The organism is Nostoc sp., assembly GCF_036917655.1.
Classification (GTDB): domain Bacteria; phylum Cyanobacteriota; class Cyanobacteriia; order Cyanobacteriales; family Nostocaceae; genus Nostoc.
This window is the reverse complement of the sequence record NZ_JBALCY010000033.1, coordinates 1-12,588: the sequence shown is the minus strand read 5'-3', so window position 1 is coordinate 12,588 and position 12,588 is coordinate 1. Positions and strand designations below refer to the sequence as shown.

Here is a 12,588-nt window from a genome sequence, read left to right as displayed (position 1 = left end):
GATTCCCATAGTCATTGCACCCCACACGCCAGATGCTCCACTTGGGGAGACCCCAGACGCTCTCTACGAGACGCTGCGCGAACGCGGACTCGCTACCGCTTCGCTATCGCTTTTAGCGTCTCCCCTTCTCACATTGGGAGAGGCTAGCGCCCGCCGTAGGATGCCCGTTCGCAAGAGCGTCTCCTTTAGGAGAAGGGCTGTAGGGAGAAGACCGCACTGGCTCCCCTTAATCCCCTCCCCGCTCTTCGGGAGGGGAGACAAAGCATAGCTTTGGCTCTTTGGGGAACTCCTGAGTTTAATAAGCAATCAAGCGGACATGATATTACGCACTGAAAACCTAAAACTTTGATCCCCCCTAACCCCCCTTAAAAAGGGGGGATCTGAAAGAGCCAACTTTTTAAGAGGGTTGGGGGATCTCTTCTGCGTAAGTCCTATTCAACTTTGGGAAATGTTCGCAACGGACTGGCTCCCTATGCGCTAGCTAAAGCATCTCACGCCACTTGCTCTACTTGCAGAGAAGTCGAAGCGGCTGAGAGGCTGCGCCAACGCCAGAGCGAACAGAAGTTCGGTGGCCGATTTGAACTTCGGGGAAAACCCCATACCTCACTCGCGTCACCGGAAATCATATCTCTAATATTTTCGGTACATTAGGTGTGGATGGTGCTGGATGAATCGGATATTGGATTTTTGCGCGCAAGAGGGTGAGCGATCGCAATTCGGGTAAATGGATAAAGTCGAGCTAAATCAATGGTCTAATTGAATTTAACCGGGTATAAGGAAGCTAAATAATCCACTCAAATCCTGTAAAATTAAGTTTCTCCTTTTTGATTTTTGAATTTCTGAAATGCCACTCGAACTACAAAATCTCACAGGCGGTTACACGTTAGTACCAATTGTTCAAGACATTAACCTCACTCTGCAAACAGGAGAATGGTTGAGTTTAGTTGGTGCTAATGGCTCAGGTAAATCTACTTTACTCAAATTGCTGAGTCGTATTCTCTCCCCACAGCAAGGAACAGTGCTACTTGATGGCAAAGCAATTCACTCTCAACCCCCAAATCTAGTTGCACAGAAACTGGCATTATTACCGCAACAACAAACAGTTCCCCTTGGCTTAACAGTGCGACAATTAGTAAGTTTAGGACGCACGCCACATCAACCTTGGTGGCAATGGGAATTAAACGCCCAAGATTGGGTGAAAGTGGAAGCTGCAATTAAAAAGACGCAATTAGAAAAATTGAGCGATCGCTTAGTCGAACAACTCTCAGGCGGTGAAAGACAACGCGCTTTTTTAGCTCTAGCACTAGCACAAGAACCAAAAGTTTTACTATTAGATGAACCTACAACTTTTTTAGATATAAACTATCAATTACAACTATTAGAACTCCTTAAAGAACTAAATCAGCAGCAGGAATTAACTATTGTCACAGTTTTACACGAACTGAATTTAGCAGCGCGGTATAGTTCCCGTATTGCATTATTAAAACAAGGTCGTATTTGGGAAGTTGGTACACCTGAACAAGTTCTGACACCAAATGCGATCGCCCAAGTTTTCGGCGTAGAATCAGTGATCATTCACACGCCTGTCGGATTACAGGTTTGTGCTATTTCTGCTGTTTAAAATCATAGTCTCCTCAATTTTTCATAATCAAAAAACCTCCCAACAATCAGCGAGAGGTATTTTAGGTTCAGCGATCGCTTATAAAACACGGGAGCAAGTAGAATCAAGTCATAAAACTTTGTTGATGGTTGAAAAAAATTCAGTTTCGGGTGTTCGCGGAGCGGATCGTAGATTTGAGGGTTTCGAGTTTTGTGCCTGAAAATTTTGCTGTGTTGGCTGCGATCGGTTCGGCTGTAAGAAGTGCGCGGCGGACATTGCCTTCAGACTCGCCAACCAGAGAACCCAGCATTGATGCAATATCAAGTTGCAGCAGTGGTAAGTTGAGTATGGTCGCAGTGTTTTGACGATTCGGTATTTAGTTATCAATGCATAGCAGCATTCTCCCAACCACAAAACCATTACTTGATAAGCTAATCCGCATTTAAGTTGCATAATCTTTAGCCTCAGAAAGACGCTCTTACGCGGGGAAGGGGAGACGCGGGGATGCAATTTGAATGATTATTAGCTTATCAGGCGATAATTCTAAGTAATTGGGAGTTCAAGCAGTGCTTTATCACTTGGGCGCACGGAAACCTGCTTGTTGTGCTGTTGCTGGGTCTTTAAAACAAATATCTGGCTTGATTTTTTCGTAATCAAGGGATTTAGAGATGTGATAAATGTTACCTCTCTTATTTGTAATCTTGCCTTTTACTAGTGCATCACTTGGGCAGTTAGTTTCACTTTGCGGTTTCACCCCTAGCTTTTGTGCTGCTGCTAAAACCGCAGTTTTATTAGCACCAGAGATTGACTTGTTAGAGCTAGGAGTTGTTGTATTTACAGGGGTAGGACTAGGACTAGCCTGTTTAATAGACCCAGGATTAGCCTGAGAAATAGCCGTTGGAGTTTGAGGAGTAGGGGTGGTACTAGCAGATTCCTCCGGTTTCTTTCCACAACTGCCTAACATCAACACCGTGAATAACATCAGTCCCATGCTCAATTGACGAGATTTGAGTTGATTGTTCATTGCCTTTTGATTTTTTGCTAAACATTTCGCAATACTGAATTCCACAAATTTTATCCCACACCGACTTCATCACTCACCACATCCTGTGCGCCACTCACCCCTGTTGCAATCTCCACCAATTGTGCCAATATCTCTTGTGTTGGTACTTCTCCCTTTAAAACTACAGTACTTCCCAATTGAGCAACATAGACAGAATCAATCTCATCGAAGCGGGAATCTTCGTCAAAAGCTAAGGCCACTCTTTTTGCTAACCCACTTTGGTCATATTCCCCATTCAGTCCCACTCGTTCCAAAGAAATGCTTTCTCCAGCAGTGGAATCTGAAGCAATTAAAGTCGGATCTGGATTAACTTGAGCATCTTCAGGTTTTTCCTGTCCAAATAGTCTTTGTAACCAACTCATAACTGTAATCTTTCAGTGAGTACATATTTAAATACAATTAATTATTGCACTCATCTTCGCTCTCTAGCTCAATAAACTCTGACATTGCTTCTGTTCTCCAGTAGTCACAATTGATACGAGTACTTAGAGGATTGCATTTGCTGACTGAAAAGTGAGTTTTAAATTTAAAAAGCCCTGGATTTTTACCAGGGCTTTTAGAGCTTTACAAGCCTGCCATTCAGTTATAACTAATTACTAACTCCCCATTTTGAACTGAGTTATTATACACTCATCTAAATTACTGGAGTCAAAGGCATGGTTGCAATCAGCGGACTCTCTGGCAATGAAATCTTTTGTATTCGACAACAAGGTATGTATCCGGGAGATTTAGTCATAGGGAACAGTGTCTTTTCACTGGGGCTAATTGGGGGAATTGCATCAGGACTGAAAACCATTGTCGGCGGAGAAGTCACCGAAGTCACCAGCATCATTCATGAAGGAAGGCAAAAAGCTTATGCCCGGATGTTGGCTGAAGCACAAAAGCATGGCGGAATTGGTATCACAGGCGTTAACAATGATTTAGTTCAACAAGTCGGCAATGTAGAATTCCTCTCCATTGGCTCCTGTGTACACCAAGGTGACGAAAAATCCGAAAAATTAGAATTTTCTACCTCCGCCGACGGACAGGAACTCTACTGCCAAATCGATGCCGGATTTGCACCGAAAAAGTTTGTCTTTGGCAATGTTGCCTACTCCATTGGATTAGGCGGTGGAATACTCGGCTCCCTCAAAAGTTTAAAACGCGGAGAAATTAAAGAATTTTCCGAAATATTCAACCAAACCCGTCACTTAGCCTTAAAGCGAATTCAGTCTGAAGCCTTAAATGCAGGTGCTAATGCTGTGGTTGGAATTCAGACATCAATTGTTCCCTTTGCCGGGATGCAAGAGATGGTGATGATTGGTACTGCTTCTTACCATCCCGCCCTTACAGTAGCCTTTAGTCAAAGTCCTATTACCAGCGATTTAACTAATCAGGAAATGTGGAACCTGATCAACCTGGGTTATATGCCTTTAAAGTTGGTTTTGGGTGTTTCCGTATATTCTCTTGGTTTTGTCGGAGGAATCACATCCGCATTCAAATCCTTTGTGCGTGGTGAAATTAATGAATTGACTACATTAATTTACGAAGCACGGGAACAAGCCATCACCCACATCGCCACTGATGCTCGTAATAGTGGCGCTGACCTAGTTGTTGGGATTAAAACTTATGTTTATCAGTTAGGTAGTGGGATTATCGAGTTTATGGCGATCGGCACTGCTGTCAAAAAGCTCCCAGGAATTACCACTCACTCTACTACTTTAATACCCCAAGCAATTATTCCAGATCGAGACACCTTTGTAAACACCGCTGAAGGTACTCTCATGACCAAATTAAATCAACCCTCATAAACATCAGTTTTGGCAGGAAAATAAAACTCGTCCAAATTTATATTCAGGACGAGTATTATTCCAAATCAACTCCCAAATCAAGAGCGTCAAATTGCTTAATTCAATATTTATGTCTTGCTTTTAGATGATTGACTTAAGAATAATAGATTGAGCCTGTTATTTACTATTTTCTGTGAAATAAGTAAGTCGGCAAGAAAAATTCAATGTATATGAAGAAATATATTCTTGTTGTCGGGTGTGTTACGCCGTAGGCTAACGCACCTTGAATCGTTGATGGTGCGACGCTTGGCGACAACGCAACGCCAGTTGCTACAACGGATAGCGCAGCGTAAAGCCAACTCTTAGAGAGGCTGCGCCAACGGCATGGCAACTCTTAGAGACGCTACTCGCGATCGCTTAGAGCGAGTCTTCTCCCAAGGGGAGACGCTTTAGCGCAACGAGCGTCGGGAACCTCCGCAACGCACTGGCTCCCCTACATTTAAATTTCTTAATATAGCTTGAAATATTAGCACCGACTTACTTAAATCTTTAGTTATGTTCATCGTGGCGAATAGAACGGGAAATGGCATTTTCTCGGCGGTTGAGTTGTTGTCGTTCACGACGATTTAAATGTCCATGATGATGATTAATGGTACGAACGATTTCAGTGTACATTATCATGGCGATCGCATTACTCAAAAAGAGGCACTTGTTTCTATCCCAGAAACCGCAAATTTTTGCCGTAGGCATGACCAATGCACTTCATCATCTCAATTTCAACAGTTAACTCGAACTAAATCTCGTAATCACTTGGCAGTCAGAGCTTTTCGTTACTCAGGTTGTAGAAACGGCTCAGAAGTCTTGCAGTTCGCTGTAGTCAACGGTGGGCATTTCTGGCCTGGTGGCGCTTCAACTGCTCCTAAATTAAATCAGGTAAATATTCAGCTTAGTTTTAATGCCAGTAGGGCAATTTGGAGCTTTTTTCAACGTTACAGTTTGAGTAGTTTAAAAGCGCCAACCACTTGAAAAGCTGAAAGTTAATCTCCCAAACATCCGACACTATACGCACAGCGCGGTATTAGCGATAACATTATATGGGAATGGAACACTATGAATGAAATGCTAGACATGAAATGCCAATTCTTACTAAACACTTTGTTCGCACAGATGAAAGTAGGTCATTGGTGGATAAGTGCCTTATTGTGGATGACTTTAGCTACCCCAAGCAAAGCATCTGTAATCTTACGGATAGCAATTGAGAGGGGAGTTAATCAGGTAACAGTTGGTAGTTCTACGACTGCGTTGGTTAAAGATAGTACTGGTCATACTCTCGGAAAATTACCAGCAATGAGTTCATTTTATGCTCAAGCAGTTCCAGGCGGCGTGGCTTTAGATAAATGGCAGTCTGGTTTATTTTGGATTGAACCGACAGGTAAGGGATTCGTTTACATTGGTGAACGCTGGTATCGAGGCAGAACTCTCGTTGTTTCAACAAACAAAGGATTAACGGCTGTTAACTGGGTTGATGACGAAGAATATCTCTATAGTGTTGTTGGTGGCGAAATGGATACTGAGTGGCCTGTTGAAGCTTTGAAAGCGCAAGCAGTTGCTGCCCGGACTTTTGCTCTCTATGAGCGAGAAAAACAGCGCAATAATCCTGTTTACGATTTAGGTGATAGTCCAGATCACTGGCAAAATTATAAAGGAGTAATCAATGAAACTCCTAGTACTTATGCCGCCGTCGATGCTACTGATAAACAGGTACTAACTTATAAAGACAGTATTATTCTCTCAGTTTTTCATGATTGTTCTGGAGGACATACTGAAAATGTCGAAGATGTTTGGGGAAGCCACGAGCCTTACCTGCGTGCTGTTGAAGATTACGATCAAAATGTTAGCGAGTGCAAATGGGTGAAAACTTTCTCTCCTACAGAAATTAGCGCCAGAATTTCTGGTGTAGGTAATGTTAAAGATATGATTGCACAAACCTACTCACCTTTTGGTAGTGTTAAAGTCTTAAAAATCGTTGGTGACAAAGCAACCATTGTACTGCAAGGCGAAGAAGTGCGTACAGCCCTCAAGATTAAAAGTACCCACTTCATCCTTACCAAAGCAGCAGATGGTAGTTTTGTACTTCAAGGACTTGGCTACGGTCATGCTTTAGGCATGAGTCAATGGGGCGCATACAATTTAGCCAAAAGAGGAGTAAACTACCTGCAAATTTTAGGGCATTATTATCAAGGCGTAGCTTTAAGCACAATCAAAGCAAAGTAATATTAAACCAATTCGCAATTACGTTTTGTAACGGGGATTTAACCCCAACACAAAACGTGCTGCCATTCTTAGGCAGAGGAATTAAACCCCCAAATTTTTTTAAATCAATACTTCTGGGATAATTTTGGTTGATCTAGATACTGATAAACTAGGTGAGAAACTTGACGTACAAACTCCCTTCCTCGTTCATCGTCATGGGGTCTGATCACAAAAATCCCTGCCAAGTAATGTTTACCATTTGGCAAAGTAATAATTCCTGCATCCCCAACCAAAAATCCAATATCTCCAGTTTTATGAGCAATACTTCCACCTTTACCCACACCAGCCGCCAGCAACTTATTATTATGACAATGACGCAAGATATCTAAAGCTTGGAAATGGCTACCCTCTGAAATCAATTTATGTTGGTCAACCAAGGCTGACAACCTTACTAAATCTGCCGGACTAGTGGTATTAGTGCCTTTAAAGTCTCCTAACATATTGCGAATTACTGTGTTTTTTAGTCCCCAAGTGCGGAAACGCTGATTGAGTTTTGCTTTCCCGCCTAGACGGTCGATAATCATGTTACTAGCAGTATTATCACTGATCGTAATCATTTTGTTAACAGTTTCCATTACACTCAGCTTGATTCCTGCTGGTTTATACTGCAAGTCACCCGAACCACTAGCTACTAAGTCACGCCGCATCACTAGCTTTTCATCAAGTTTGACTCTCCCAGCATCTACTTGTTCAAATAAAGCAATTAAAATCGGATATTTAATGGTACTAGCTGCGGGAAATACCTTTTCGCCATCAATATTCAAATAGTTTCCTGTTTCTATATCTAAAAAAAACATCCCAGGTTTGAGAAAACTGTAATGAGCCATTAATGCTCTCACTTGAGACTTTAACTCTGGTATTTCTTTGCCTAATGGGATAATTCCACCAAATAAAGAAGGATCATTTGCATTATTGAAAATCTCTGGTTGATTGAGTTTAGGAATCAATTTTTTTTGTATAGTTCCTTCACCCGGAAGGTCAGCCGACAAATACTTCCAATCCGTTGTTGACTCTAAATGATTCCGAGTATAATCAACTTTTTTAGATTTGATTCTAGCTGCAAAACTGGGCGATGCTAGTAATAAAGTACTAATAATAGTTAGTAAAAACCAGCGTAATTTCATTGATTTATTTTTAAGAGAAATTTATTTACTTCTTCGACAGTTTTTTTGGAAGAATTTATGCAGAGCAATTATAATCTGCTAAAAGCATAGTTAGATTTGTTTGCAATGTCAATATCAGTACGCACTCTCTTTGGAACTTAAATAGAATTGCTATGTTGTTTATTTGGGAGATTAATAATTTATAGCTGATCTAAATTGATAATTAAAATATTATTACATACTTCATTGATGAAAATATTACAAGATTATGACGAAAGTGTGTTTTATTTACATCATTGCATTGAAGCCCAGCCAAACCTGTACTTTATAGAACAGGTTTTCTGAATATGAACAAGATAAGCTGACACGAATAGTGAATTGAATAAGACAGGGTTTTTCATCAGAGTCCTCAACATAATAAATTTTAATCAACTAAATCGGGCAGTACGCAATCGCACTCTTGGCAATAGATAAATAGATAGCTATACTTTCTCTGAAGGTAAGCAGATAAAAAGTCTAACTTCCGATCAGCACGGTGACTGATTGTTTAACTATTAAGGGAACTTGACATGATCAATAATAAGCCGAGTCTTTGGACTTCAGGAAAATTAGTTGGGCTGCTTATCTTATGTAGTAGTTTTAGTCTGAGTTTAATAATCTTGAGCAAAATAAATCTTTTTCAAGCTCAATCAAAACAGACTTTAAATGTAAATAATATAGCGGCAGATGTAGGAACTCAACAGCGAGTTGAGGAATTAAAGACAGTGATGCTGAAAAGTTGGCAGGGAGAAGCACAAGTAAAGGGTTTTTCTGACTCTATACCGTCAAGTTTTCAAGGTGCGATAATTGAGGCGGCAAAACTCTCTCCATCTCAGAAAGTAATTGCTCTCACCTTTGATGATGGCCCTTGGCCTGAAAGTACAGCAGAAGTATTAGATATCCTGAAAAAAAATCAGATCAAAGGGACATTTTTTGTGGTTGGGGAGAATGTGAAAAATTATCCCAACTTACTCAAGCAGGAAATTGCTGAAGGTCATGTGATTGGCAATCACACTTGGCATCATTGGTATCAATTCTTGAATCCACAAGCCGCCGCTTATGAAATTGACCACACTTCTGATATCATTTTTAAAACTACAGGCTTAAAAACAAATTTATTTCGACCACCTGGAGGAATTATGCATAATGGGGTGGTTGATTACGCTAGAAATAGCAAATACGCTATTATTTTGTGGTCATCTGACTCTGTAGACTATTCTCGTCCTGCTGTACCCAAATTAATCGGTAATGTATTCAGAGAGGCAAAACCTGGTGGAATTGTGTTGATGCATGATGGTGGTGGTAATCGTTCTAAGACTGTACAAGCTTTACCACAAATTATTGCCAACTTTCGCAACCAAGGCTATCGCTTTGTCACCATCCCTGAACTCTTAGAAATGGAAGATAAAAACCAAAAGTTGATTGTAAATAAAAAGTAATCCTGGCTCTTTCGTTAAATTGGGTAATTGCTTGTCTCACTGGCAGTAATTAAAGTAAAATTAGAGCTTTCATCAGGTGGCTAGCGGTTTTAACTATTGACTCACATCACATTTTAATTATTATAAATGTCAGATTTGCTAACTTCTAAATTCATGAGCGCAATATTGAAACTGGTGTATTACTCAATGACCCAGTAATTGCTCAAGCTTTATAGCGGTTCTCGGTTGAGTCAGGTACAAGAACCCCACCCCCCACCCCCTCCCCGCAAGCGAGGAGGGGGCTATGATGTACCTTATATGGTTAGCAAACGCTTTACAAATGCAATTTGAAAGCTTGGTTACAAGAAATATCTTATGTCGAATTTCTGGAATTTAAATATTCTAAGTAAGATTTCATGACCTACTGGCTATTTGCCGATCCCAAGTACTACTGCATCACAGACGGCATCCGCGACTTTGAGCAGATACCTTGCCGGGTCACAAGATATGGTTGCTGATTCAGAGGAAATTTGGGGATAGAGGAAGTAAGCGTAGTTTACCGCCGTAGGCATCGCTCTGAAGGTGGGGCATAGTCCATCGCAGCAAAAATCGATTCTCCCAAGTTGCTGAAAGCCGTGCTGATGTGGGGGCTATTGGAGTGATGAGTGCCGTGTGAGTTATGCAGTTTTCTGCAATGAGCCGATCGCATTCGTGCATTCTCCAAGTATCAAAACTGCACGCAAACAAGCAGAAAAGGTGGATGTGTTGCATGAATATGTCGGATATTGTGTAATTCATTGGCAACAGTAAAACTACTGACCGCTAATTATTTGCTTGCTTCTTAAGCTAAGTAATTACACAACTCCAGGTTTTTACAAGTTAATTGCATATTTTAGGAGGATGGTAAAACGATGATTATCATCATGAAATCCGGTTGTCCTCGACAAGAAATTGAATTATTATTCACAGAACTTTCGCGCTGGAAGATTGTCCCAGAACTCTCTGTAGGTAAACACAAAGTAGCAATTGGTTTGATTGGCGATCCGACGGAAATCGACGTGCAGCAAGTGCAAAATTTAAGCCCTTTTATTGAGCAAGTGCTGCGAGTAAAGAAGCCATTCAAACGGGCTAGTTTAGAGTTTCGTTATGGTGAACCCAGCGACGTAAAGGTGTCTACACCCTCTGAAACTATCACCTTTGGTCAAAACTATCCTGTAGTCGTAATTGCAGGCCCCTGTTCTGTGGAAAGCGAAGAGATGATTGTGGAAACTGCGCTGCAAGTCAAAGCCGCAGGTGCAAAGTTTCTCAGAGGAGGTGCTTACAAACCACGAACTTCACCCTATGCTTTCCAGGGACATGGAGAAAGTGCCTTGGACTGGTTAGCAACAGCTAAATCGGTTTCTGGGTTGGGTGTTATTACTGAGGTGATGGATGGGGCCGAATTAGAAATGGTTGCATCAATCGCAGACATCCTGCAAATTGGCGCCCGCAATATGCAAAACTTTTCCCTTTTGAAAAAAGTCGGTGCAACAAATAAACCTGTGTTACTCAAACGTGGTTTGTCAGCCACTATTGAGGATTGGCTGATGTCAGCAGAGTATATTTTGGCAGCAGGAAATCCCAATGTGATTCTGTGTGAACGGGGCATTAGGACTTTTGACAGGGAGTATACACGTAATACTTTAGATATATCTGCAATTCCTGTTTTGCGTAATCTGACTCACTTCCCAATTGCTATCGATCCCAGTCACGGTACTGGTAAATCCGAATTGGTGACACCAATGGCGCTGGCGGCGATCGCAGCTGGTTGTGATTCGCTGATGGTAGAAGTTCACCCTAATCCCCAAAAAGGTCTTTCAGATGGGCCTCAATCGCTCAATTTTGCTGGTTTTGAGCAATTTATGAGAGAAATGACTCCCTTAGCTACATTCTTCGGTCGCTGGCAAAAACAGAAATACACAAAGGATAGGGAAACTCAGCCCCAAACAGCCTTACCAAGTTGGAAGATTGGGGCTCTTTGATAATTGTTAACTCGTCAGTCAAAGCGGAAAACTTTAGTCAAAATATCTCAAAAACATGGATACACTTCGCTTAAGTAAAAACACTGCTGTTAAAACTGCATTTCCTTTTGTACACAATTTTGATGATGCTGTGGTTGTAGGCGATCGCAATCTCACTGTTGAAGAAGTAATTAGTGTAGCGCGTAATGGGACACAGGTACGTTTAACTGATGATCTAGAAAAATTGGCTAATGTCCAAGCATCCTGCGATTTTATTCATCATGCAGTTGAATTTGGTGAACCTATTTATGGGGTGACAACTGGTTTTGGTGGTATGGCAAATGTGGTAATTTCTCCTGAATCTGCGGCTTTACTACAAAATAATTTGATGTGGTATCACAAAGTGGGTGCAGGAAAAAAAATGCCTCTGGCTGATGTTCGTGCTGCAATGCTTCTCCGTGCAAACTCCCACATTACTGGTGCATCGGGGATTCGTTTAGAAATCATCAAGCGGATGCTGATATTTCTCAACGCTGGTGTTACACCTCATGTCTGCGAATTTGGTTCAATTGGTGCCAGTGGTGATTTAACACCTTTAGCATATATCACTGGGGCATTGATTGGTTTAAATTCCAGTTACACCGTTGATTTTAACGGTGAAGAAATGAATGCACTAACAGCACTAGAAAAGCTGGGTTTAGAGCGATTGCAACTACTTCCTAAAGAAGGGTTGGCAATGATGAATGGCACCTCAGTCATGACCGGTATCGCCGCCAATTGCGTCTACGACACCAAAAATCTCTTAGCATTGGCAATGGCCGCCCACGCCTTAGCTATTCAAGGTTTAAATGGGACTAATCAATCATTTCACCCATTTATCCATAAGCTCAAACCACATTCAGGACAAAAATGGGCTGCTAACCAAATGCTTAACCTGTTGGTAGGTTCACGGTTAGCTCGAGAAGAGTTAAATGGTTCTCACAACTATCGCGGCGAACATCCGATTCAAGACCGTTATTCACTGCGTTGTTTACCTCAATATATGGGGCCAATTGTCGATGGTCTTGAGCAAATTCAAAAACAAATTGAGGTAGAAATTAACTCTGTAACTGACAACCCGCTCATCGATGTGGAAAACCAAGCAAGTTATCATGGCGGCAATTTCTTAGGGCAGTACATTGGTGTAGGAATGGTGCGATTCGTTTAACCTAAATGAGTAGTAATGCTCAGGGACGGTTAGCTGGTTCCATTAGCCAGACAACTGAATGACCTTGTAGGTGAAA

13 protein-coding genes and 1 pseudogene are annotated in these 12,588 nt (G+C 41.5%); 8 read left to right on the top strand and 6 right to left on the bottom strand.

The window, feature by feature from the left end; translation table 11 throughout:
- The first annotated feature begins 441 nt into the window (after positions 1-441).
- Together V7K30_RS14435 and V7K30_RS14430 are read left to right on the top strand one after the other, a co-directional pair.
- The gene (locus tag V7K30_RS14435) at positions 442-651 is read left to right on the top strand and encodes a hypothetical protein (RefSeq protein WP_335000229.1); all 210 of its coding nucleotides are present in this window, start codon (positions 442-444) and stop codon (positions 649-651) included.
- A gap of 193 nt (positions 652-844) precedes the next feature.
- Positions 845-1,621 carry an ABC transporter ATP-binding protein gene (locus tag V7K30_RS14430; RefSeq protein WP_335000227.1) on the top strand — a complete coding sequence of 259 codons (777 nt, stop codon included), beginning with the start codon at positions 845-847 and terminating at the stop codon, positions 1,619-1,621.
- 217 nt (positions 1,622-1,838) lie between these two features.
- Here V7K30_RS14430 and V7K30_RS34245 read toward each other — a convergent pair.
- The 3 genes and pseudogenes from V7K30_RS34245 to V7K30_RS14415 form a co-directional block, all read right to left on the bottom strand.
- A pseudogene (locus tag V7K30_RS34245) lies at positions 1,839-1,964 on the bottom strand (AAA family ATPase); the annotation flags it as partial.
- 210 nt (positions 1,965-2,174) lie between these two features.
- Positions 2,175-2,624 (bottom strand): sunset domain-containing protein, encoded by a 450-nt coding sequence (locus tag V7K30_RS14420; RefSeq protein WP_335000223.1) that lies wholly within the window; start codon positions 2,622-2,624, stop codon positions 2,175-2,177.
- 50 nt (positions 2,625-2,674) lie between these two features.
- Positions 2,675-3,025, bottom strand: a complete 351-nt coding sequence (locus V7K30_RS14415; RefSeq protein ID WP_335000221.1) for a phospholipid-binding protein — start codon at positions 3,023-3,025, stop codon at positions 2,675-2,677.
- 294 nt (positions 3,026-3,319) lie between these two features.
- On the opposite strand from V7K30_RS14415, the gene V7K30_RS14410 reads away from it, so the two are divergent.
- Positions 3,320-4,453 carry a heavy metal-binding domain-containing protein gene (locus tag V7K30_RS14410; protein ID WP_335000219.1) on the top strand — a complete coding sequence of 378 codons (1,134 nt, stop codon included), beginning with the start codon at positions 3,320-3,322 and terminating at the stop codon, positions 4,451-4,453.
- A gap of 528 nt (positions 4,454-4,981) precedes the next feature.
- Here V7K30_RS14410 and V7K30_RS14405 read toward each other — a convergent pair.
- Positions 4,982-5,182: a hypothetical protein gene (locus V7K30_RS14405; RefSeq protein ID WP_335000217.1), complete on the bottom strand. Its 201-nt coding sequence runs from the start codon at positions 5,180-5,182 to the stop codon at positions 4,982-4,984.
- A 378-nt stretch (positions 5,183-5,560) separates the two neighbouring features.
- On the opposite strand from V7K30_RS14405, the gene V7K30_RS14400 reads away from it, so the two are divergent.
- Positions 5,561-6,706 (top strand): SpoIID/LytB domain-containing protein, encoded by a 1,146-nt coding sequence (locus V7K30_RS14400; protein WP_335000259.1) that lies wholly within the window; start codon positions 5,561-5,563, stop codon positions 6,704-6,706.
- A gap of 104 nt (positions 6,707-6,810) precedes the next feature.
- On the opposite strand, the gene V7K30_RS14395 is transcribed toward V7K30_RS14400, so the two are convergent.
- Positions 6,811-7,869, bottom strand: coding sequence for a serine hydrolase (locus tag V7K30_RS14395; protein WP_335000216.1), 1,059 nt, complete (start codon positions 7,867-7,869; stop codon positions 6,811-6,813).
- A 548-nt stretch (positions 7,870-8,417) separates the two neighbouring features.
- On the opposite strand from V7K30_RS14395, the gene V7K30_RS14390 reads away from it, so the two are divergent.
- On the top strand, positions 8,418-9,326 hold the full coding sequence (locus V7K30_RS14390) for a polysaccharide deacetylase family protein (RefSeq protein ID WP_335000214.1): 909 nt from the start codon (positions 8,418-8,420) through the stop codon (positions 9,324-9,326).
- Between the two features lie 407 nt (positions 9,327-9,733).
- Here the strand turns inward: V7K30_RS14390 and V7K30_RS14385 are convergent, their stop codons facing one another.
- Positions 9,734-9,877 (bottom strand): hypothetical protein, encoded by a 144-nt coding sequence (locus V7K30_RS14385; protein WP_335000212.1) that lies wholly within the window; start codon positions 9,875-9,877, stop codon positions 9,734-9,736.
- A 100-nt stretch (positions 9,878-9,977) separates the two neighbouring features.
- Here V7K30_RS14385 and V7K30_RS14380 point away from each other — a divergent pair, with 100 nt between their 5' ends.
- From V7K30_RS14380 to V7K30_RS14370, 3 genes are all read left to right on the top strand, one after another.
- Positions 9,978-10,115, top strand: coding sequence for a hypothetical protein (locus tag V7K30_RS14380; protein WP_335000210.1), 138 nt, complete (start codon positions 9,978-9,980; stop codon positions 10,113-10,115).
- Positions 10,116-10,216: 101 nt separating this feature from the next.
- On the top strand, positions 10,217-11,326 hold the full coding sequence (gene aroF / locus V7K30_RS14375; RefSeq protein ID WP_335000208.1) for a 3-deoxy-7-phosphoheptulonate synthase: 1,110 nt from the start codon (positions 10,217-10,219) through the stop codon (positions 11,324-11,326).
- Between the two features lie 55 nt (positions 11,327-11,381).
- Positions 11,382-12,512 (top strand): HAL/PAL/TAL family ammonia-lyase, encoded by a 1,131-nt coding sequence (locus V7K30_RS14370; RefSeq protein ID WP_335000206.1) that lies wholly within the window; start codon positions 11,382-11,384, stop codon positions 12,510-12,512.
- Positions 12,513-12,588 lie beyond the last annotated feature (76 nt).

What these genes read in the sequence shown, in the direction of transcription:
- V7K30_RS14430 (WP_335000227.1), top strand. Translation starts at nt 845, where the DNA reads ATGCCACTCGAACTACAAAATCTCACAGGCGGTTACACGTTAGTACCA.
- V7K30_RS14420 (WP_335000223.1), bottom strand. Translation starts at nt 2,624, where the DNA reads ATGAACAATCAACTCAAATCTCGTCAATTGAGCATGGGACTGATGTTA.
- V7K30_RS14415 (WP_335000221.1), bottom strand. Translation starts at nt 3,025, where the DNA reads ATGAGTTGGTTACAAAGACTATTTGGACAGGAAAAACCTGAAGATGCT.
- V7K30_RS14410 (WP_335000219.1), top strand. Translation starts at nt 3,320, where the DNA reads ATGGTTGCAATCAGCGGACTCTCTGGCAATGAAATCTTTTGTATTCGA.
- V7K30_RS14405 (WP_335000217.1), bottom strand. Translation starts at nt 5,182, where the DNA reads ATGCCTACGGCAAAAATTTGCGGTTTCTGGGATAGAAACAAGTGCCTC.
- V7K30_RS14400 (WP_335000259.1), top strand. Translation starts at nt 5,561, where the DNA reads ATGAAATGCCAATTCTTACTAAACACTTTGTTCGCACAGATGAAAGTA.
- V7K30_RS14395 (WP_335000216.1), bottom strand. Translation starts at nt 7,869, where the DNA reads ATGAAATTACGCTGGTTTTTACTAACTATTATTAGTACTTTATTACTA.
- V7K30_RS14390 (WP_335000214.1), top strand. Translation starts at nt 8,418, where the DNA reads ATGATCAATAATAAGCCGAGTCTTTGGACTTCAGGAAAATTAGTTGGG.
- V7K30_RS14385 (WP_335000212.1), bottom strand. Translation starts at nt 9,877, where the DNA reads ATGCCTACGGCGGTAAACTACGCTTACTTCCTCTATCCCCAAATTTCC.
- aroF (WP_335000208.1), top strand. Translation starts at nt 10,217, where the DNA reads ATGATTATCATCATGAAATCCGGTTGTCCTCGACAAGAAATTGAATTA.
- V7K30_RS14370 (WP_335000206.1), top strand. Translation starts at nt 11,382, where the DNA reads ATGGATACACTTCGCTTAAGTAAAAACACTGCTGTTAAAACTGCATTT.